Here is a 22870-nt window from a genome sequence, read left to right on the forward strand (position 1 = left end):
AAGTCAAAATTGGTTTGGGGGAATGGGGGTGACAGGTTTGAAAATGAAACAGAGGGAAGCGATTCTAGGCTACGCGTACATCAGCCCGTGGTTAATTGGTTTCGTCGCTTTAACATTGGGTCCTTTAATTGCTTCTCTGTATTTTGGATTTACACAGTATAACTTGTTGGACTCACCAAAGTTTATCGGCTTTCAAAACTACGCTCACCTCTTTCAGGATCACGATTTTTGGCAATCTCTCTATGTAACGTTCTACTACGCCATCTTTTCTGTTCCGCTCGACCTGCTTGTAGCACTCGTGCTTGCGATGATGCTTAACCAAAAGGTTAGGTTTATGCGGTGGTTTAGAACCATTTACTATCTTCCTGCCGTCTTGCCACCTGTTGCCGTAGCAATTCTCTGGAACTGGATATTGAATCCCCAATACGGGATTTTAAATCGTTTTCTTGCTTTCTTGCATCTCCCTCAACCGCAATGGTTGGTTACCCCTCAATGGACGGTTCCCTCGTTTATTGTCATGAGTATTTGGGGCGTTGGAACCTGGATGATCACGTTCTTGGCCGGACTTCAAGATGTTCCCATGAGCCTTTATGAGGCCGCAGTCATTGATGGAGCATCGACCTGGAAGAAATTTTGGCATGTGACCCTGCCTATGATTTCACCAGTTCTATTTTTCAATCTCGTCATGGGCATCATCGGGGCGTTTAGTTACTTTACGCAAGCGTTTGTAATGGGGTCTGGCTACGGCGGGCAGGGGGCTGGAATCAGCAACTCCGGATTATTTTATGCGTTAAATATCTATATCCAGGGATTCTCGAACCTGAATATGGGTTATGCTTGTGCGCTGGCTTGGGTTCTGTTTTTTATCGTGCTAGTTTTAACTTTGCTGGTCTTCAAAAGTTCGTCTTTGTGGGTTTACTACGGGGGTGAAAAAGAGTGACACCGCAGTCTGAAGTACTCAAAACGACGCACGCTCGTAAAGTCCGCCACAATACAGTTGTTCGATCTCGATTGAATCGCTTGGTGATTTACCTTCTTCTCATCGGGACGTCCATTTGTTTTTTAGTGCCGTTTGCATGGCTGATCTTGAGCGCACTGAAGTCTAGTGACGAAATTTTTGTCTTTCCTCCAGTGTGGTTGCCGAAACACTGGGAGTGGGGGAATTTTGCCAAAGCCTTAACCACGCTTCCTTTCGGCCGCTATGCACTCAACTCCATTATTATTGCTACAGCGAATGTGGTTGGGAACGTCGTGTCTTGTGCGTTTGTAGCGTACGGTTTTGCACGTTTCCGCTTTCCAGGCCGCCGCATTTTGTTCATGGTCATGCTAGCCACTATGATGATTCCGAGTCAAGTGCTACTGGTTCCTCAATTTATCATGTTCCATGACTTAGGCTGGTTAAATACGTTTTTGCCATTAACGGTTCCTGCCTTCTTTGGATCGGCATTCTACGTGTTCTTGCTTCGTCAGTTTTTCATGACCATTCCAATAGAACTTGAAGAAGCTGCCACGATCGACGGTGCCGGTAGCCTACGTATTTTCTTCAAAGTAGTACTGCCGCTGATTAAACCAGCATTGACCGCAGTGGCCATTTTCTCCTTCCAAGGCGCTTGGAATGATTTCTTGTCGCCCCTGATTTACTTGAATGACCCGAGTAAGTACACGCTGCAACTTGGACTGTCTCAATTTCAAGGGACGTATCACACCGAGTGGAATCTTATTATGGCAGCCACAGTGGTTGTCGCCTTACCGATGCTCATCATCTTCTTTTCGGCACAGCGTTATTTTATCGAGGGCATCACAATGACGGGATCCAAAGGATAATGTGGGCCTAGACCAGGATTATTAGGTATGGCAGGCAGCTCTAAATTCAGGGGGATCGAGTGTGTACAGCATAGGCGTTGACTTAGGTGGAACGAAAATCCTCACAGGACTTGTTGATGAATCAGGTGTTATATACAAAACGGTAGAATGCCCGACGGCAGCGCAACAAGGGCCGGACGCTGTCATCGATCAACTGATTCGCTCTATCGATGAAGTGGCGGGCTCCGTAGAACGTAAGGAAATTTGTGGGATTGGCATCGGTGCGCCAGGGCCGTTAAATCCGGTTACTGGGGTCGTTTTATCTCCGCCTAATCTGCCGGGATGGGACAACATTCCTTTGCGACAGATAATCGAAGCGAAATGTGGTCTTCCTACATTTTTGGAAAATGATGCAAATGTAGCGGCGCTTGCCGAACATCGATTCGGTGCTGGGCGTGGTGTGGAAGATATGGTTTACATCACTGTGAGCACTGGTGTTGGAGCCGGACTCATTCTCAATGGCCGGCTTTACGGTGGAGCCGGTGGATATGCAGGAGAAGTTGGACATACCGTCGTCGACACGAACGGCCGTTTATGCGATTGCGGCAATCGTGGGTGCTTAGAAGCAGTCGCTTCTGGAACTGCGATTGCGCGGAAGGCGGAGCAGGTGTTTCAACGCCCCATGAGCGCGAAGGATGTTGCGATCATGGCGGAAAACGGGAGCTTAGAAGCTAAAGCCATATTAGATGAAGCGATGCACTACCTTGGCATGGGTATTGTTAGTATCGTGAACGTATTTAATTCGTCCAGAATTGTTATCGGTGGCGGCGTATCTAGGATTGGCGACGCGATGTTTGAACCTCTGAGGCACGCCGTTCGGGAATTAGCATTTCCGGCGCCTGCAGCGATGGTGGAAATCATGCCTGCGGAACTCGGACTCAACTCAGGGCTGTTGGGTGGAGCGGCATTGCCGTTGGCACAACTAGCTGAGCTCAAGAAAACAAAATCGCTGATTTAAGGAGAGTATGTATGAAATCAATCATATCGCAGCTTACATTTCCCATTGGACCCTTCGAAAAATATGAGCATAACCCGATTCTAGGACCGCAAGGTGACACGTGGGAATCGAAAGACTTGTTCAACCCGACCGCTATCGAAAAAGATGGAAAAGTGTACATGTTGTATCGCGCCGAAGACCATACTGGTGCCGGTGAATGGAATGGTACTTCACGGATTGGGCTAGCCATCAGTGAGGATGGGATGCACTTCGAGAGACATCCGGAACCGGTATTAGTTCCTACAGAACCGTACGAATTGCCTGGTGGCTGCGAAGATCCTCGGGTGACTCAGGTAGGAGATACATACTATCTCACATACTCGGGCTTTAACGGATCGAGTGCGGTGCTGTGTCTGGCGACGTCTAAGGACCTCTATACATGGGAAAAACATGGCGTTCTATTCCCTGAGTGGACGGAGGGCTCTGACAAAGTCTGGTCCAAATCTGGTGCCATTCTGCCGCAACCCATCAATGGGAAGTACGTGATGTACTTCGGCGATACAAACATCTGGATCGCTTATTCGGAAGATTTGATTCACTGGACCCCAGAACTAGAGCCAGTCTTTACGCCTTCATCCGATCCAGCGGCGTTTGATAGTGCCTTAATTGAACCAGGTCCGGCGCCCATCTTGACGGACGAAGGAATTGTCCTCATTTACAACGCGGCTAGAACTATTACAGAGCCGGACGATCCGTCGGTCGGCAAACTTCGCTACTCAGCAGGCCAAGTGTTGTTGTCTAAAGAGGATCCAACCAAAGTGCTTCATCGCACCACTGAACCGTTCTTTGTCCCAGGTTCCCGTGATGAGATCATTGGACAAGTGGATAATGTGGTCTTCGTGGAGGGGTTGGTGGATTACAAAGGTACGAATTATCTCTATTATGGCATGGCAGATTCAAAGATTGGTGTCGCAACGTATCGTTCCTAATTTTATTGTCGAATCAACGGACTGATATCAAGTCGGAAGACTCGCTTACCCTGCTGCCATACGAGGCTATTGTTGCAATTGTAAGTCTCTAGGAGGATATCTAATGAACGTTTACAGATATGAAGAAAATCCGTTACTCACACCCGCCGATGTAAAACCACACCGCTTTGATTATGAAGTCATTGGTGCGTTTAACGCAGGCGTAACCCAGTTCAATGATGAAATCATTATGTTGTTGCGTGTCGCAGAGCGGCCCGTAAGTGATGATCCCAACATCATCAAAGCACCTGTCTTGAATCATAAAACCGGTGAGCTTAAAGTGTTGTCATTCCATCGCGAAGATAAAACATACGATTTCTCGGATCCAAGAGCCATCAAGTTGGCAGGTCAAGATTCTTTCGTCTACCTGACCTCACTTTCCTATTTCCGAATTGCGCGGAGTAAAGATGGACATCGTTTCACGGTCGATGACAAACCATTCTTGTTCCCAAAAACAAGTCTTGAAACGTTTGGTATTGAAGATCCACGCATTGCAAGAATCGAAGATACGTACTACATTTCGTTTAGTGAGGTATCTCCGGTTGGGGTCGGCACTGGATTTGCTTCAACAAAAGACTTTGTTCACGTGGAACATCACGGGATGATGCTTGCTCCGGAAAACAAAGACGTAGTGCTGTTTCCAGAGAAAATTAACGGGAAGTATTACGTGCTACATAGACCAGTTCCCAAGAGCACAGGAGCACCGGAAATTTGGATCGCAGAGTCGGATAATTTACGCTACTGGGGGAACCATCGTTATCTGATGGGACTTCGACCGAACCATTGGGACAACGGACGACTAGGGGCCGGAGCTGCGCCCTTTAAAACCGAAAAGGGTTGGCTTGAGTTGTATCATGCGGCAGATGAAAGCCACCGATACTGTATGGGAGCGGTGTTGCTTGATTTAGAAGATCCGAGTAAGGTTCTCGCACGGACGAACCAACCGATTCTCGCACCGGAAGCGAGTTACGAGGTAGAAGGATTCTTTGGCAACGTTGTGTTTTCATGCGGTGCTTTGGTAGATGGTGATATCGTAAAAATCTATTACGGTGTAGCGGATACATCGATGGCTTGTGCAGAGTTGAGTTTGCATGAGATTTTAGCGTCGTTGACGTATCTTGAGAATTAAGGTGGCTGGAAGATGGAAAAGTTTTATCCGGTCAAGTTTGCTCCAGTCCCTATGGAACGAATCTGGGGCGGTCATCAACTGAAGCCTTGGTTTAAAGAAGAAAGAGAAGCTCCGGTTGGGGAGTATTGGGTACTGTCTGGCCACCCGAACGGGACGAGTATCGTGATGAACGGTGAACTGGTCGGAAAGTCATTAATCGAACTATGCACAGAGTATCCGGAAGTTTATTTGGGGAAATCACCGCAACCGCGGTTTCCATTGCTCATCAAGTTTCTGGAAGCAAACGCTGATTTGTCGGTTCAGATTCACCCGAATGACGAGTATGCGCAAGCATATGAAAACGACTTTGGCAAAACCGAAGCCTGGTATGTACTGGACTGCCTTGAAGAAGGCAAAGTCAACTATGGGCACAACTTCGCGTCAAAAGAAGAGTACCTAGCGGCGGTCTCGGAGAAACGTGTCAAAGACTACCTCCGATTTCGATCCATCAAACCAGGTGATGTAGTCTTTGTACCTGCGCAGACGTTGCATGCACTATTGGCGGGTACAACAGTGATTGAAGTTCAGCAAACCTCGGATGTCACTTACCGCGTTTACGACTGGGATAGAGTTGACCCGAACGGTAGTCCGCGGGAATTGCATGTCGGTAAAGCTGCGGATGTACTGATATTCGACAACGATCACCAAGATAGCACACTAGTTGAACCTACACTGGTTTGCAAGACAGATGTACTCGAACACAAGCAGTTGGTTACGTGCCCGTACTTTGTGATGGAGTCCATCGCAATTCGGGCCCAGGCGTATACCCTTTCACCTGGTAATCACGGCAACCCGGATGTCCTGATTGTCGCTGAAGGTAGTGGGATATTGCAATGGACAGATGGGGAATCCATTTCGCTTCAGCGAGGGGATACACTTTTGATCCCGACCACTCTGAACGAGTACGAATTGAAGACCGAAAACGGAATGAAGGTCATTCGTACCTATTACTAATCACAGACAGGTGGTCTCATGAGACCACCTCATTCTTTGATTGTAAGTCGACCGATATGAAAACGAATTCAGCAAAGGAGTCGTGAAACGGTGGGGACTATCTCCAATTGGAAGATACAATCGTTTGATGAAGGACAGGAGCGAGACCTCGTCGTAGCGCGTCCGGATTATATTGACCACTTCTGGATGACAGCGAAGGTACCCGGGGATATACACTCAACCCTGATTGAAAAGGGAATCATAGAACATCCGTTTTTTGGGCACAACGATCAGAAGTGCCGCTGGGTAGAAGATAAAGTTTGGTGGTATAGGGCCGAGTTCCACTGGGACGAAGTTTTGGAAACCGGAGAGCGCATGGAATTGACATTTGAAGGCCTCGATACCTTTGCGACCATTTATTTGAACGGCGTAGAGCTTGCCTTTTCCGACAACATGTTTGTGCCCGTGACATTGGATGTAACACGCGAGCTGGTCCACGGGAAGAACATTGTTGCCGTACGCTTTGATCCCATTTCAAAACACGTTAAGAACAAAGAACAGAGTTACTGGTCCGGATTCAGCAAAGAACGCATGTGGGTTAGAAAGGCGCAAATGAACTTCGGATGGGACTGGGGTCCAAGACTGGTTACGGTGGGAATTTGGCAAGCAGTTCATCTGGAGAAGAGAAAGATTGCTAAATGGGATAGTGTTTTTGCGCGAACTGAATCGATTTCCGCTACGGAAGCTGTCGTCGAGGTAGACCTTTTTGCGAGCATATTCCGGGATAGACCACAGACATATGGGGGCTCCTCTTCTGGGATCCCAACTCATACATTGAGCGCCCGCCTTGTCTTCTCGGATGAGAATACCGTTGTTGAGGCAGAAGCCAAGTTGGATGACGGCAACGGCACCGCTGTGTTAACCATTCCGAACCCAAAGCTTTGGTGGACGAGCGATTTGGGAAATCCCCATCTCTACCATTTGTCCCTCGATCTCTATGCCGACGGAGAGGCGGTCGACCGATATGAGTGTTCATACGGCATTCGTACTGTAGAAGTGAAACAAACTGCGGATGACGGCAGCAACGTGTTTACGTTCGTGTTAAATGGTGTAGAAATCTTCGCCAAAGGTGCGGACTGGATCCCAGTTGACAGCTTCATTGGAGCTGCACCGGATTCGCGTTATGAGCACTTGGTTTCTTTGTCGAGAGAAGCGGGCATGAATATGCTACGCGTGTGGGGTGGTGGCATATACGAGAAACCGGTCTTCTATGAAGCGTGTGATCGAGAGGGGATTCTCGTCTGGCAAGATTTTATGTTTGCCTGCGCGATGTATCCTGACTTTAACAAGAACTTCATGGAAAATGTTGAGCGAGAGATTATCCATGTGGTGAAAAGTCTGCGAAACCACGCTTGTATGGCTCTCTGGTGCGGCAACAACGAAAACGACTGGATTTACGAGTCTATGAAATCGAGCGGGACGATTCACACGCCGTTTTACGGTGAGAAGATCTACCACGAAATGATGCCGACACTACTGCAACAACTGGATCCAACGAGATTGTACTGGCCAAGTTCCCCCTTTGGCGGCAATGACCACAACGCGGCGGATGTAGGGGACAGGCATAACTGGCAGGTTTGGCATGGCCACGTCTATCCACGAAAGTTTGGCGAACCTGAGCAGATTAACTACAGTGTGGAAGGAGTATCGTTCAAGAACTTTGCCTCCTGTTTATCCACGTTTGTCAGTGAGTTCGGGATGCATGCAGCATCAAACCGCTATACCTTAGAGCGTTGGATTCCTGAAGGTCAGTTCGTCTGGGGCAGTGATGAGTTCTCCTATCGAAACAAGGACTATCATCATCAAAAAGGGATCCTTTTAATGGAAGGTTATACAGGAATACCGACAGAACTGAATGAGTACCTAAATTATTCGATGCTCACACAGGCCGAGGGTCTTAAATACGGGATTGAGCACTACCGAAGGAGGAAGTTTCAGTCGAGTGGTGCGCTGTTTTGGCAACTGAATGACTGCTGGCCGGGGACGAGTTGGGCAGTAATTGATTATCACTTATTGCCGAAAGCATCGTATTTTTACGCCAAGCGATTTTTCGCCCCCATTTTGTTGTCTGCACAACTAGACGGGAGCGGAGGGATTGAGGTTTGGGTCGTCAATGACACCCTGTCGAACTACAGAGATGTACTGCGGATGGAGGTACTGGACTTTTCCGGAAACGTTGTCTGGTCGGAGGAGCATAAAGTGGCCGTCAAGGAGAATGGCAAGGTCCTTGTAGCTAATCTCACTGAAATGGAAGTGTTACAGGGAGTGGACCCGCGCCAAGCAGTTCTTCGACTACATTCCGTAGAAGAACAAGCCTACGACAACCTGTACTATTTCCGGGATCAAAAAGACCTCCAGATGACTCGAGCAGGCCTCCGTGTCACGGTAGATACAGATGCATGCACCGTGTCGGTTTCCACGGACCAACACGCTCGAATGGTCAATATCGATGTACAACAGCCTAACATTTCATGGAGTGATAACTTCTTCGATCTCGTTGCAGGTGAAACGAAAGTGGTGCAGCTTGGGCATCTGGATGGGGACACTATCGACCTTTCCTCTCTAAGAGTGAGTGCGATGAATGCACCCGAGGCAACTGTCTCGTTTATTGAGAACGGAGGTTCTAGAGCATGAAAGTGGCTGAGTTTCAGGGCATAGGAACCATCCGTATTGAGGAAAGACCGGTTCCAAAACCAAGTCCATCGGAAGTTATTGTCCGAGTTATGGTCTGCGGTATTTGCGGAACCGACCAACACATTTACCATGGGAAACCAGGATCTGCTTCAGTCGTTGCACCACGTGTGTTGGGCCATGAATTGGCCGGCGAGATTTCTGCCGTCGGCGAACAGGTAACTTCCTTTGCAATAGGCGACAGAGTCACGGTCGATCCCAACATCTACTGCGGACGGTGCAATCATTGCCGCGGAGGTAGGATGCATCTGTGTGATCATCTAAAAGCCGTTGGCGTAACTCAAGACGGGGGGATGGCAGAGTACGTCACTGTGCCTGCAGCCAATTGCTTTTCTTTGCCTGCCATGTTGACGTTTGAACAGGGTGCCATGATGGAACCATTGGGTTGTTGCCTCCACGGAATCGCGCAATTAGACATTAAACCAGGAGCGTCGGCTGTGGTAATTGGAGGTGGGTACATAGGGCTGCTCATGGTCCAGTTGCTACACTTGTACGGTGCGAGCCCAATTGTCGTAAGTGAACTAGACAAGTCTAAACACGCCATCGCAGTAGAGCTGGGAGCTACTTGCGCCTACTCACCAGTCGACACAGACTTGATGTCCGTGAGGGAGGAACAAGCGAGCGGCGGCTTTGACATCGTGATCGAATGTGTCGGACGGGCGGAAACGATGCAAACCGCTATCCACATGGCCGGTAAGGGTGGGCAAATCCTGCTGTTTGGCGTTGCTGATCCGAGTACAGACATTACTGTTAACCCGTTCGAGATATTTTCAAAAGAACTACAGATCAAGGGATCGTTTATAAATCCACATACTCACAATGCCGCTATCGCGCTGGTTCAACAAGGGAAAGTAGACGTGACCCGCACCATCTCGCATCGGTTTTCATTAGAAGAGTTACCCGATGCGATGGCAAGTTACCCAAGCCTAAGAGTCACCAAAGGTATTCTGCACTTGACCTAGGGGGGCGATAGTCTGATTAACAAACTGTTCAGGCGTAATAGTGATTACCCATCTCTTTTCTAATAAACCGAAACATCTGCCACTGGAGTTTAAACCGCCTGCGAATCAGTTTCTCGATTACGGGTGGAAAGGAACGGCCTTACGCACAGCACAGCCTAGGTGATGGTCATATGCAGCTTGAGGCGTTCCTGGAGGACTCCGGTCCGAAGATTGTATTTTTAATTTAAATTATAAGAAAAGAGTGAATTATTGTGTCTTACTGGATAGAAAATATGCTGAACTCTAAGCCCATCGATTGGCGGAGTAAAGCGGATGAATTTTTAGGATACGTTTTTGATGAAAAGAATCAGGTGATGCATCGAACGGACAATGGGCACGTCCACTTCACGGCATTTATAGAAGGATCGGGGTGCGAGCTTATAACGTACGGCGGTATCATCGTTGGAAAATTACTTCGGGGCGAGGACGTACAAGAACTGCTTCCATCCTTGGAGGATTATTATAGTGAAAACTATGGCATATATCAGAATGGCGTTGGGGATAAAAAATCAGAATATTGGTATTTAATGCATGTCAATGCGCTTGCTGCTACGATTACCCGTCTAGCTCTCATGGATAATAAAAATGCAGTTAATCGACTTCGGAGCAGTATGGATCGTCTCATTCAAATCGCTCATCAAAACAACTACAGCTTTAATGACCAAGGTTACGACTTCGAGAATGCCCAACCGTGGACAAAATTGGATGCCTTTCGCCAACCCGATACCATAGGGGCCTACGCCTACCTAATGGAGTTCGCGTATGAGCTCTTTGGCGAAGAAGCGTATCAGTCCGAAGCGAGGGCGGCCATGCAAAACTACACCTCATTTGAAGTGAATCCTTGGTATGAAATACCCAGTGGTGCCATGGCTTGTTTAGCAGCTGCCAAATTAAATGATGGCGGAGCGACATTTCCCTTAGATAAGGTTGTTCAATTTGCTCTCGACCCGGAATTCGGAAGTCTTCATGAGGGCACATGGGGCAACGCTGCTATCGACGGTTTGATGCGCGGATGGCGAGGACACAGTCGGGAAGAGGCTTCCTCCATGGCCTACAGCTTCGAGACATTTGTTTTAGTTCCGTATCTTCTGCCCGTGGCACGTTATGATGCAAGATTTGCTAAGAGGATCGGTAGATATCTGCTCCATGCTGCCATAAATGCACGTTTGTTTTATGGCAACTTTCATAGCAAGGAAGCACAGGGCCGCCCTGATTTATCTCATTTGGTTCCATACGAGGCCTTACATCATGAGCGGGATGGACACTCGCCGTATGCAACGGGAGATTTCCACGGCCAGAAATCTGTATATGGTGGCGCATATACGTTGTGGTGGGGCGAAATTATCCGACCTACATCCGATTCATATGTCTTGGAACTAGATGTGACGAAAACAGACTTCTTAACCCATAACGTGAAGCCGACAAAGATGTATTACAACCCGTATCAACATGACTTAGATGTTACGGTTCACGTTGGAACGCGCCCTGTCAACGTTGTAACCCTGGGCGGTGTTTATTTGCACAAGAAAGTAACTGGAGCTGTCCAACTATCTCTTAAGGCAGATAGTGTAACGTTTGTACAACTTGAAGTGTGTGTTTAGAACTCTCGTTTAGTAATGGTCATTTTGATTCGAATAGTAGTACGGCTGAAAGACTCGGTACGGGGAAACCTAGTCCCCTTTAGGAGACGGTAGGGCAGTAGGCCGAGATGTACCCCTTTCATTATGCTTGTATAGTCCAATCAACAAAATACGGAAAACATCGCAGATGATTAACGATATCTTAATAAAACCTTCACAACGACCTGTTAATATTCATTTGTTTTTAATTGGTCCTTGTGGAGGGGAACTAAACTGTGGAAGATAACAACAAGGTTTTAAACGCGCTAGATGAAGCTCCGTTAAGCTTGTTCCATCTCCGTGCCGTTTTGATTTCAGGTTTGGGATTTTTCACGGATGCGTACGACTTGTTTATAATTGGTGCCGCTCTAGTGTTGATTAAACAACAATGGCACCTCGACCAAACTATGGTCGGGCTTGTTGGAAGTACGACTTTAATTGCCAATTTTTTTGGGGCGTTTATCTTTGGGCGACTAGCGGATGTTTTGGGAAGAAAGACCCTGTATGGATTGGTAGCCATCATCATGTCCGTAGGTGCAGTGCTCACGGCGTTCTCGCCTAATATATTTTGGCTCATTGCTTTTAGGTTCATTTTAGGGTTAGGCATTGGCGGAGATTATCCTATTAGCGCCGTGCTAATGAGTGAATATGCGAATATAAAAGATCGTGGGAAATTGGTAGGAATGGTCTTTTCCATGCAGGCTTTAGGATTAGTCGCCGGTCCAATCGTTGCTATCACGTTACTCGCCAGCGGTATTAATCATGATTTGGCATGGAGGATTATGTTGGGGTTAGGTGCGCTGCCTGCGCTGAGTGTGATTTATGCACGACGCAAAATGCCGGAATCTCCACGTTACAAAACCCAGGTACTCGGACAAACACAAAACGCCATTGAGGATTTGCAAACATACACGAAGAATCAGGTAGAGTTCACAGGCACAGAGTCCGGTGCAGTACAGGGAAATCGGATGCGTTTTATCGAGTTCATCACGAATCGCAAGATGATGATTACGCTGCTGGGCACAGCGGGCACATGGTTTGCATTTGACTATGCGTATTATGGCAACTCTATTTCAACTCCACTTATTATGAAGATGGTGTCGCCGCACGCAAGTCTAATTCAAACGGAAGCATGGACCCTCATCATTTTCTTGATTGCAGCGGTGCCGGGATATGCTTTGGCAGTCAGCAAGATCGATAAAATCGGTCATAAGCGTCTTCAACTTATCGGATTTTTGGTTATGGGGCTTGCGTTCCTTGCCATGGGGATTATCCCAGGAATCACATCGACGCTCGTTCCATTCCTCGTGCTTTATGGCATGAGCTACTTTTTCGCCGAGTTTGGTCCAAATACCACGACGTTTATCCTACCGTCGGAGTTGTTTCCAGTAAGTGTACGGACCACTGGTCATGGATTTTCTGCAGGGATCGCAAAAATAGGTGCATTTATAGGGGTATTTGTGTTCCCGTTGCTTACGAAGACTTTAGGACTCAACGGAACGTTTATCATTACCTTTGCATTTTCAATGCTTGGAATGCTGTTAACCTTGATTCTTCCTGAACCTGCGAATAAATCAATCGAAAGCAAGCACGAACAACGCCCGAGCACGCAAATGGCTGTGGTACAAAGAACACGAAGAAATGCATAGAAGCAGTATCTGTTACACTTCCATTTCGAGATTTTGGGCGGTGTGCGTTGCAGAACTGGACCGAACAAACGGGGAATTGTTCACCGTGTTGAATGATCTGCGCACGATTCGCATCAGCGTAGAATTCAGTATCCAATTCCCCGAAAAACAGGAGTTGGATACATGGGGCAACGGCTTTGGCTTTACTACGTCAAACCGCAAGATCAGCAGGATGCAACACTTCTATGACCAGTTTGCCGCATGATATCTCGCTCACTCGCCCCTGCAGCCGCGGACGATGTCGCAAAGCCTGCTCGTAAGCTGTGCCTAGAGTACTGAGTTGGATCGATCCCGATAGAGTCCCATAAGGGATAGCCACTTTCCGACTTTCTCCGGTTTGGTCAGTTTTGCTTCGACGTATCAGGATAACCAGTTCCCTCTCTAGCAAATTGAACGTCATCGACATCGAGTGCCACAAGCTCGGATCTTCGGAATCCACCTGCAAATCCAATCAATATTAGTGCCCGATCACGAAGCCCACTTAACGTGTCCGTTTGAAATGGAAAGTGTAGCTGTTCAGAACGCCCCGACTGAACTCTTTTCCGTGAAATGTTCGAACTGCCATACGGTCATTACGATGTTCCCACCGTATTGGGATTCAACTACAGGGTCAACCGTTAGCCAATTAGAACACCTGTCGAACTTGTTTCAGAGAAAAAAGAAATGACGTGACTTCGACTGACAGCCCTTCGCCAAAAATAGTGTATTGCCCCAAGCAGCTTTATCATGTGCTGCGGTAGAATTACAATGAGTAGGGGGTGGCTTTGATGGAGAAGAGATCAAATTGGACCATTACGCATTCACAAGTCAAATATCAAAATCCTTGGATTCAGGTGATTGAGCATCAGGTGATTAAACCGGATGGTCATGCAGGCATTTACGGGGTGATCGACGCCGGCAACAATGCAGGCACGGTTGCGATAGATGAAGACTTAAATGTCGTGTTACTGGACGAATTCATCTTCCCCTTCAACTCCATTACTCCTCAGATTCCAAGTGGCCAGTTTCGCGAGGAAGACCCGTTAGACGGTGCCAAACGAGAGCTCCTAGAAGAAACGGGCATTACAGCGGCAACCTGGACACCACTTGGAACTTTTTACTTAAGTGGCGGGATTTCGACGCAAGTGGGGCATCTCTTTCTAGCAAGAGACTTGTCTTATGGAGGGTGTCAATTAGAAGAGACGGAAGAATTGTCTATGCGGAAAGTGCCTTTACAGGACGCAGTGGATATGTGCTTGTCCGCAGAGATCAAAGATTCGGTTTCTGTTGTTGGTATTCTCCGTGCCGCTGAGTACTTGAGACGTCAAGGAGTACTAAGATAGCTGTCACGATGGTGAACTGGCACTGGGTATCGTGATTTCGTGGTGTCTTCTCGAGCTCTGTCGTGAATCCCATCAGTTCGGAGACTAGCAACTACATAAACATACATCTAAGTGAAATCCTGTCTCGGTGAACGCCACGGTAGTTAAACTGCCTTGGTTTGCTGTGTTTCTAGGTCGTAGATGGACTTCTCACTTTTTTACCAGCTTCAATAGAATATGATAAGGTTATAATTAAGAATCAGAATGTATGCTCCTAGGTGGCGCCTTGCCTTTTGTCACGCCTAAGCAGGAGTGCCTACTCTTTTAGGGATTAAGGAAGGTTTATGATGAGCAACATACAGAAAAACACAGACGTTATCTTAATTGGTGCCGGAGTCATGAGCGCGACTTTGGGATCATTGCTGAAAGAGTTAGCACCACAATGGGAAATCACAGTGTTTGAGAAACTCACAAACGCAGGGGAAGAAAGCTCTAACGAATGGAATAATGCGGGTACGGGCCATTCTGCACTGTGCGAGCTTAACTATACATCCGAGAAACCGGATGGATCGATAGATATTAGCAAAGCGATAAAAATTAATGAACAGTTTCAGCTTTCAAGACAGTTTTGGTCTTATCTTGTAAACAGCAATCTGATTCGTAATCCGCAGGATTTTATTATGCCAATCCCTCATATGAGCTTAGTCCAAGGGGAAAAAAATGTTGAGTTTTTGAAAAAACGTTTTGAAGCGTTGTCAAACAATCCCCTGTTTCAAGGAATGGAATTTTCCGATGACCCTGAAAAACTAAAGGAATGGATTCCGCTGATCATGGAAGGCCGTACGTCGGACGAACCGATAGCGGCAACAAAAATCGACACTGGAACGGATGTCAACTTTGGTGCGTTAACGCGCATGTTGTTTGACCACCTAAAGAGTAAAAACGTCGAGGTAAACTACAGGCATAGTGTCGAGGATATTACACGCACGAGTGATGGCATGTGGGAAGTGAAGGTGCATGATCTCGATACCGGTAATATTGAATACCATACTGCAAAATTCGTCTTTATCGGCGGTGGCGGCGGAAGTCTGCCTTTACTACAAAAAACCGGTATTCCTGAGTCAAAACATATTGGCGGATTCCCGGTAAGCGGATTATTTATGGTCTGCAACAATCCGGAAGTGGTCGCCAAGCATCATGCAAAAGTCTACGGTAAAGCGAAGGTCGGCGCGCCTCCAATGTCGGTTCCGCATCTGGATACGAGATATATCGACAACAAAAAATCCTTGCTGTTTGGACCGTTTGCTGGCTTCTCACCAAAGTTCTTAAAAACGGGATCGAATTTTGATTTGATCGGTGCCGTAAAACCGAATAATGTCCTCACGATGTTGGCCGCAGGCCTAAAAGAGATGGCATTGACAAAATACTTGATCCAGCAAGTGATGTTATCCGATGAAAAGCGCATGGAAGAGCTGCGCGAGTTTATTCCGAGCGCCAAAAGCGAGGATTGGGATATCGTCGTGGCGGGTCAACGTGTGCAAGTGATCAAAGATACGGAGGACGGCGGGAAAGGAACACTTCAATTCGGTACGGAAGTGGTGAGTGCCGCTGACGGATCGATAGCTGCTTTGCTCGGCGCTTCTCCAGGCGCTTCTACTGCCGTTCACGTGATGCTAGAGGTATTAGAAAAATGCTTCCCACAATATATGAACGAGTGGGAACCGAAAATTGAAGACATGATTCCGTCTTATGGCGTGTCACTAGTGGAAAACCCAGACATTTTCCAGGAAATTTATACTTCAACAGCAGAGGCGCTTGGTCTCAGCGAAAGAGAGCCGGAACCGGAACCGGTCTATAGCTAATTCTTTGGGTGTAGAAACCATGGTATGGACGAACATCACTCAGCAGCTCGCCCAAGCACGCGTAGTATCGTGCTCTGCGATATCGAGCATCATGGCGATGTACAGCACAGGGCTATACACGCCATGATGCTTTTGTTTTGTCCCCTCGCAGTGTGACATGATTCTGGAATGTATTCCTCATATTTCAGAATAAAAGGTACCCAATATAAGGTGAGTTGCAACACGGTGAAGAAGGCCATCGAAGACCTCGTCCAAGAAGGGCTGCTCAACCGCATGCAGAAAAAAGGCTCGTTTGAGCCGGTTCTCATTGACAAGTACGAGAGTGCGATGCTGCACGTCAAAGAAGGGTATCCGGCGTTGCTCTTAGATCACATCGCATACGATATCTCTGAGACGCCAATCGAGTATTGTCGATCCATCGTCCGAGGTGATTGCTGCAAATTCTACACGGAGTTGTTGATTGCTTCATGCGGCCGGTTGTCGGCTATAGGCGATAAAACCAAACGAGCATGAGGTCGAAGCGCTCCTCGTGAACGCTCGCGATGCAAAGTCGAAGTGGTCTGAGGATAGCGAACAGAAGCTGCCGGAAAAGGTCGTTCGGCTACAGCGGGTTCGGCGTGACCTTGCCCGTGTTCACATTGGGGTTCCAACGGTTGTATCGCCTGCAATCACGACACCATCTATCGCGTCCAGCCGCCCGAGGTATCTGTCAAGAATGCGGTGGGTTCCGGGGATTGTTTCCTCGGTGTCGAGCCTACAAAGGTCAGGTCTCTAGGCGTCGGTTTAAACCACCTCACCTTTCTCCATGACCTACGCGTAGGCGGTAAAAATGGGTGGGGGCAGGTCGACAAAGTGCTGCAAGACCAAAAGCGACATCTTCAGAAAGCGGCGAACGCCCCCGACTTGTTCGCGGAAATGGGGCAGGCTGCAACCGCCAGGCCTACATACTACGACAACCCATTTTCCTGGGAGATGTACGAGACGTATGGCGCATTCCCCGCGGTACTCGATAGACACGTGGTCGAGTTCTTCCCAGAGCGTTTTCGGGACGGCAAGTACTACGGCCGAACGCTTGGAGTCGATGCGTTCTCGTTCGAAAACGTGATTGCCAAGGGTGACGCGGACTACAAGATTCTAATCCAGCGCGCCGCGGATGCCGCCGAACTAGATAGTGGATTGTTTGCGCGACACGCAGGCGAGCACGAGCAATTGGTCGAGATACTCAGGTCGCTGTATCTGGATGAGCGCAGAACGTTCTCCGTCAATCTCGAAAACGCAGGTGCCATCCCGAATCTGCCGAAACGTGCCGTACTCGAGCTTCCGGCCGTGGCGACGGGCCACGGATTCTATCCACTGTTCATGAGCGACCTCCCAGAAACAGTCGTTCCCATCCTGAACCGAAGAATCCACGTGGTGGAGCTGACCGTGGAAGCGGCCTTGACCGGCAGGCGCGATGTATTCGTCGAAGCCCTACTGGCAGACGGATCTGTCACCTCGGAGTCGATGGCCGAGCAGCTCGCGACCGAACTGCTCGAGGCGCATCGCGATTACTTGCCGCAGTTCGCCTGACCTCGCAGCCTGCCAGCGCTTTGTTTATCAGAATAAAACGACAGTTGATTTGTTTACTGATGAGTGGAGGGGTAGGACGTGTCACTGTTTCGTGAGCTACTCACTGATGCGAAGAGAAACGCATATGCCATACCAGCCATCAACGTGCAAAGTGCAGAGACGATGGATGCGGTGTTTTCAGCTGCGAAGGCACGGAAATCGCCCGTTATCGTCACACTCGCGCATTCCCACGCAGGATACACATACAACTACATCCATATCTCGACGATGGTCACGCTCTTTGAAGATGCAAGAAAACGCTATGACGTCACCGCATGTCTCCACGTCGATCACGGTCGCACCTTCGAATTCGTCCAACACGCCGTCGATCTCGGCTTCCACTCCGTCATGATAGACGCCTCCGAACATCCATATGAGCAAAACGTGGAAAAGGTCAAAGAGGTCGTTTCCTACGCCCACGCACATGGCGCTGCGGTCGAGGCCGAACTCGGGCACGTCGGCAAAGGGGAGGCATTCGACTCCCGCGAGGCCATCGAGAACACGTTCACAGGTCCAGATGACGCTCGTGCATTTGCGCAGGAAACGAACATCGACGCGCTCGTCGTCGCATTCGGCACGAAGCACGGCGTGTACAAATCCGCGCCGAAACTCGACCTGAACCGCCTGCGAACGATTCGGGACATGACCGACATCCCCCTGGTGATGCACGGCACGTCCGGTCTATCCGACGCCGACATCCAGTCTGCCATCCGGTCCGGAGTGACCAAGGTGAATGTGTTCACCGAGATCGCAGATGCGGCAACAAAAGCGTTTCTCAAAGCGGTTGAGGATCCGAAGGTGCGATTCCCCGACGCGCTGGTGGTTGCGCGAAAGGCGTTTCAGGAGCGGGTGGAGCATTATATGGAGGTGTGTGGGTCCGCGGGGCGGGGGTGAAGCCTTCGTATGATGGTGGAATGGTTTTGTGCCTATTACTCAATGATGCGTGCGACGATAGAATGGGGCATGGTGGGACTGTAAGGATGTAGCCGATACGCTATCGTCGTACGGAGTAGTGGGAACCATTTACGAATATGCGTCCAGGCGCGCAAACGCCTTGCGACGATACCACCCAGTATTGATCGAATTCTCCTTTACATTGTTTGACCTACACGGCCTATCGTGGACGAGGGGGCATACACCATCATCGGACTTTTGTGTTCATACGCCTGCGCGTACGCTTCAACAAAAGCTGTACCATCACGGGCGATCCTTCGACAATCTTCCGTAATGAGGTCCAAGTTATTTGCTACACGCACTCATTGGCCCAAACATTTCATTGAAATCCAGGATTCATTTTTTATTACTATCTCTGAATTTGTATCTGTTCAATATGTTACGGAACGACTTGATGCAGGCATTTCGTGCTGGTTTCCTTGTTTCTGGTCCTTGCTGAATTAGCATGCATCTCTTAATATTTCAAATTATAATATTTTTACAGTAAATTTCTCGTGAACTGCAAAGTAATTCTTCCCGTGTGGGATCATGTTCCAATGAAGGATACCGAGTCTCTACTTCCTAGTCAAACGTAATTTTATGTATGAGAATTTGTGCTTGGACTTGTTGTTGCCTTTTCTGGCGCGCTGTACTCAACTTTTTATATCGTCCTCCCCCGGCCACTGAACAACCTCTGGACTGCCGCAAATACATCTAGTGGAAATGGATTAAGGAATTAGGCCGCACGGAATATAGTTACATTTATAGACGAAACTCAATTTGACACGTAGGGTGTTTGAACCTCAATAAAAATTAAAGGTCAATACTTTAATCGATTTGACTGATGTTCCGTAATCAATAAATAAAAAATATTTTTAATCTTTTCCGCCTAAGTTGCGTTGAGGTATAATATTGGTGGATATTTTAAATAGAACTATTAAATGGTATACGTTTATTGGTTATAAAGAATTCAACAGTAATAGAGCTATTCGGCAAGACACCAGTAAGTAGAGTGTGGTGTAGTGATTTTTAAAGGTACTACATGCGTTTAGTAGTCAGCACATTTACAGGAAATGATTAGATAGTACACTCCCATGCTTGCGACGTAGGTTCGAATCGCCTCCTTTACACCAGAAATCCCTTGTCCTACAAGGAGCGACCCTCCACCAGACCACGGAATTTACTGTACCTCCTAACGCTTCACCGGTTAGGGGGAGTTTATGTCTAACGGCTGTGTTTGATTGTAGCCTTCATCCAATAATCATAAACGGCATTAAGAAAATTCCCCCTGAGGGTTCTGCCAGGGGTTGTTGTATTTGTAGCATTTGACTACAACACCCATATGATACAAACAGTATTGCCGTGGGCAGAGGTTGCTTTGTGCACACAATGGGTCGGTTGAAACCTATCCAATATGCCTAACGAATTGATCGTCGGAGACCAATCACATGTAAGAACAACTCACGCATTGCACTGCGGCAATGCGTGGCAACCGCTTTGTTAAAATTAGCCTATGACCCAACAGGGAGGTTACACATGTCTTCTCTGGTCAGGAGTCTCATGATCAGAAGTATGGGTACGGTGGAGCGGGTTATTGGAGCCTTTGTATCACAACGCGACCTCACCGTCGCCTCTTTTGCCGATATATAAGATTCGCCCAAAGCATTCTGTATTTTAAAAAATAAGATACAATATTTTACATAATTACCTCTCTGCACGCCTCGTTAGTTGGATAACATAATTGAAATAATCCGGTCGATATTTTGCTCGCAGGAACTCGATAAACCGTCCGTCTTTTGACTTCGTTACACGTTCGATATAGAGTAACGCAGCGCGTTTCTCTACAGCTAGCATATCGGCATCCTCGGAGTTCGCATTTATAGCGGTAATCATTTGCGTGGCTTCACTCAAAGGAATTTGCATTTCACTTTCAATAAAACGATAAGTGAGAACGTTATCGAGGTCATCTTGCCGTTGAATGACCCGACCGATATCCTCCGAAAAGAATGACTGTTCAATAGCAATCGGCTTTTCGTCTGCGTAACGAAGGCGCTTGAGCTCCCAAAGCCGTTCTACACCATCAACTGTTTCCGGCAGTTGATCTTGAATATCTTTGGTATTCACTGTTCTTGTGCTCAGTACACGCCCTCGTGCTTCATAGCCCGCCTCTTGAATTGTTTCCGAAAAACCCATGAGCTGACCAACCCAGTTTTCTACTTTGTTTGTTTTTAAGAACGTCCCGCTGCCCCGTTTGCGCCAAAGCAATCCTTCGCTGACCAATGCGTCGATTGCTGTCCGCACAGTGATGCGACTAACTTGGAATTTTTTTCCTAACTCTGCTTCTGTCGGTACTTTACCGTCATTGTCAATTAAATCTCCGTTTAGGATGTTTCTTCGTAGAATTTCAGTTAACTGATAGTGTAAAGGGATAGGACTATTGTGATTTAGCATCTCGACGGCCTGAGTCCCAACCTGGTATTTATCCATATATAGCAACCCCTTAGTGAAGTATCTCTTCATAAATACCATATTACCCCATGGGGTGTTAAACCTAAGTACAAAATTTAGGATAATGTTATAACAATAATACGTTTTAGTCGACAACTAAGGAAATTGATAAAATTCATTGACAACTCTGATGCCTGAGGTTACTATGCGTATATAAATGTTATAACATTATGTCTTTATTACAAATTGGTGGTGATGGGATGAAAGGACATATGTACATCGACGGTGAATGGCTAGACGCGGTGACCGGCGATTATGTGGAGGTCGTGAACCCAGCTACGTTAGAAGTGGTTGGTACTTTTCCGTCCGGTAGTACCGAGGATGTTCACCTTGCGGTGACGGCTGCGCATAGGGCTTTTCCGGCGTGGTCTAGAACGACAGCGCTCGAGCGTTCCAATTTTCTTTATCGAGCGTACCAAATTCTCTTGGAGAGAACGAATGAAATTGCGCAGATTTTAACTCTGGAACAAGGGAAACCGCTTACAGAAGCAGTGGGCGAAGTCAAATTCGCAGCAGAGTACCTGCGGTGGTATGCGGAAGAAGCAAAGAGGGTGTACGGTGATACCATTCCGGCTTCAGCAGCAAACAAACGCATAATGGTCATTCGTCAGCCAGTTGGAGTGGTGGCGGCCATCACTCCTTGGAATTTCCCAGCACAGATGGTCACGCGGAAAATTGCACCTGCACTAGCAGCGGGATGTACCGTGGTAGTGAAGCCATCGGAATACACCCCCCTCACGGCATGTGCAATATTTCAGGTTTTCGAAGCTGCGGGATTTCCACAAGGCGTGGTCAATCTGGTACTCACAAATCCAGGGGACGCATTTGGTGAAGCGGTGCTTGCTGACCGTAGAGTACGCAAAATTACATTCACTGGCTCCGCACGAGTTGGTAAGTACCTAATGAAAGGTGCGGCGGATCAGGTTAAACGGGTTTCGATGGAGCTCGGCGGAAACGCACCATTTATCGTGTTTGACGATGCTGATTTGGATGTTGCAGTAGAAGCATGTATCGTCAGCAAGTTTCGGAATGCGGGACAGACTTGCGTCTGTGCAAACCGTGTTTATGTTCATGAATCCGTTTTCGATATGTTCACCGAAAAGCTTGTAGATAAAGTTACACAACTGAAAGTCGGAAACGGCTTAGACGAAAGTGTAGAGGTTGGACCGGTCATCCACTTAGATGCTCTGCAACGCATTCAAGCAGCAGTCGATGACGCGGTCGCAAACGGAGCTGAAGTAGTGCTGGGTGGAACATCAGTTCAACCGTCCGCTCTTAGGGGTGCCTTTTATGCACCAACCATTCTTACGCACGTTTCAAATACCATGCGCATTTGTCAGGACGAGACATTCGGTCCGGTAGCACCCCTAATATCCTTTACTTCTGAAGAAGAGGTGCTACGGGATTCTAATGCCGTTGACTATGGACTGGCCGCATACGTATTTACAAGCGATTTTGAAAGAGCATTTCGTATGGGTGAATCACTGGAGTACGGAATCGTCGGATTGAATGATCCACTCCCAGGTGTCGTACAGGCGCCGTTTGGTGGCTGGAAGTCCAGTGGCATCGGTACTGAAGGTGGTTATTTCGGTATGGAGTCATTCTTGGAATATAAGTATATGTCCATTAGTATGTCGAATCGTTCTGTGAACCGCTAAGGGGGAGAAAAA

Annotated in this window: 18 protein-coding genes; 17 read left to right on the plus strand and 1 reads right to left on the minus strand. The window is 47.8% G+C overall.

All coding sequences use genetic code 11. From position 1 onward, the window contains the following. The first annotated feature begins 28 nt into the window (after nt 1-28). The 16 genes from NZD89_RS06460 (at nt 29) to NZD89_RS06535 (ending at nt 18653) form a co-directional block, all read left to right on the plus strand. Nucleotides 29-940, plus strand: coding sequence for a carbohydrate ABC transporter permease (locus NZD89_RS06460; RefSeq protein ID WP_268006926.1), 912 nt, complete (start codon nt 29-31; stop codon nt 938-940). After that, on the plus strand, nt 937-1824 hold the full coding sequence (locus tag NZD89_RS06465; RefSeq protein WP_326492912.1) for a carbohydrate ABC transporter permease: 888 nt from the start codon (nt 937-939) through the stop codon (nt 1822-1824). Before NZD89_RS06460 ends, NZD89_RS06465 begins: the two co-directional genes overlap by 4 nt. Nucleotides 1825-1885: 61 nt before the next feature. Further along, nucleotides 1886-2821 (plus strand): ROK family protein, encoded by a 936-nt coding sequence (locus tag NZD89_RS06470; protein WP_268006927.1) that lies wholly within the window; start codon nt 1886-1888, stop codon nt 2819-2821. Nucleotides 2822-2832: 11 nt separating this feature from the next. Continuing rightward, nucleotides 2833-3789 carry a glycoside hydrolase family 130 protein gene (locus NZD89_RS06475; RefSeq protein WP_268006928.1) on the plus strand — a complete coding sequence of 319 codons (957 nt, stop codon included), beginning with the start codon at nt 2833-2835 and terminating at the stop codon, nt 3787-3789. 103 nt (nt 3790-3892) lie between these two features. Then, a complete protein-coding gene (locus tag NZD89_RS06480) occupies nt 3893-4957 on the plus strand; it encodes a BtaManbiosPhlase (protein ID WP_268006929.1) in 1065 nt (354 codons plus the stop codon). A 12-nt stretch (nt 4958-4969) separates the two neighbouring features. Beyond that, on the plus strand, nt 4970-5950 hold the full coding sequence (locus NZD89_RS06485; RefSeq protein ID WP_268006930.1) for a type I phosphomannose isomerase catalytic subunit: 981 nt from the start codon (nt 4970-4972) through the stop codon (nt 5948-5950). A 90-nt stretch (nt 5951-6040) separates the two neighbouring features. After that, complete coding sequence (locus tag NZD89_RS06490; RefSeq protein ID WP_268006931.1) at nt 6041-8623, plus strand: glycoside hydrolase family 2 protein; 2583 nt, start codon at nt 6041-6043, stop codon at nt 8621-8623. Continuing rightward, nucleotides 8620-9642, plus strand: a complete 1023-nt coding sequence (locus tag NZD89_RS06495; RefSeq protein ID WP_268006932.1) for a zinc-dependent alcohol dehydrogenase family protein — start codon at nt 8620-8622, stop codon at nt 9640-9642. Before NZD89_RS06490 ends, NZD89_RS06495 begins: the two co-directional genes overlap by 4 nt. A gap of 251 nt (nt 9643-9893) precedes the next feature. Next, nucleotides 9894-11282, plus strand: coding sequence for a hypothetical protein (locus tag NZD89_RS06500; protein WP_268006933.1), 1389 nt, complete (start codon nt 9894-9896; stop codon nt 11280-11282). Nucleotides 11283-11536: 254 nt separating this feature from the next. Then, nucleotides 11537-12949, plus strand: coding sequence for an MFS transporter (locus NZD89_RS06505; protein WP_268006934.1), 1413 nt, complete (start codon nt 11537-11539; stop codon nt 12947-12949). A gap of 40 nt (nt 12950-12989) precedes the next feature. Beyond that, the gene (locus tag NZD89_RS06510) at nt 12990-13193 is read left to right on the plus strand and encodes a hypothetical protein (RefSeq protein WP_268006935.1); all 204 of its coding nucleotides are present in this window, start codon (nt 12990-12992) and stop codon (nt 13191-13193) included. Nucleotides 13194-13755: 562 nt separating this feature from the next. Continuing rightward, complete coding sequence (locus NZD89_RS06515) at nt 13756-14310, plus strand: NUDIX domain-containing protein (RefSeq protein ID WP_268006936.1); 555 nt, start codon at nt 13756-13758, stop codon at nt 14308-14310. Between the two features lie 326 nt (nt 14311-14636). Then, nucleotides 14637-16151 (plus strand): malate:quinone oxidoreductase, encoded by a 1515-nt coding sequence (locus NZD89_RS06520; RefSeq protein WP_268006937.1) that lies wholly within the window; start codon nt 14637-14639, stop codon nt 16149-16151. A gap of 225 nt (nt 16152-16376) precedes the next feature. Beyond that, nucleotides 16377-16664, plus strand: coding sequence for a UTRA domain-containing protein (locus tag NZD89_RS06525; RefSeq protein WP_326492913.1), 288 nt, complete (start codon nt 16377-16379; stop codon nt 16662-16664). 207 nt (nt 16665-16871) lie between these two features. Further along, nucleotides 16872-17720, plus strand: coding sequence for a family 4 glycosyl hydrolase (locus NZD89_RS06530; RefSeq protein ID WP_268006939.1), 849 nt, complete (start codon nt 16872-16874; stop codon nt 17718-17720). 78 nt (nt 17721-17798) lie between these two features. Next, nucleotides 17799-18653, plus strand: a complete 855-nt coding sequence (locus tag NZD89_RS06535) for a class II fructose-bisphosphate aldolase (protein WP_268006940.1) — start codon at nt 17799-17801, stop codon at nt 18651-18653. 1743 nt (nt 18654-20396) lie between these two features. Here NZD89_RS06535 and NZD89_RS06540 read toward each other — a convergent pair. Next, entirely contained in the window at nt 20397-21179 is a 783-nt protein-coding gene (locus tag NZD89_RS06540; protein WP_268006941.1) for a GntR family transcriptional regulator, read from the minus strand. 221 nt (nt 21180-21400) lie between these two features. Here NZD89_RS06540 and NZD89_RS06545 point away from each other — a divergent pair, with 221 nt between their 5' ends. After that, nucleotides 21401-22858: an NAD-dependent succinate-semialdehyde dehydrogenase gene (locus tag NZD89_RS06545; protein ID WP_268006942.1), complete on the plus strand. Its 1458-nt coding sequence runs from the start codon at nt 21401-21403 to the stop codon at nt 22856-22858. Nucleotides 22859-22870: the final 12 nt, after the last annotated feature.

Origin of the sequence: Alicyclobacillus fastidiosus (assembly GCF_026651875.1) — a bacterium.
Taxonomy (GTDB): Bacteria; Bacillota; Bacilli; order Alicyclobacillales; family Alicyclobacillaceae; genus Alicyclobacillus; species Alicyclobacillus fastidiosus.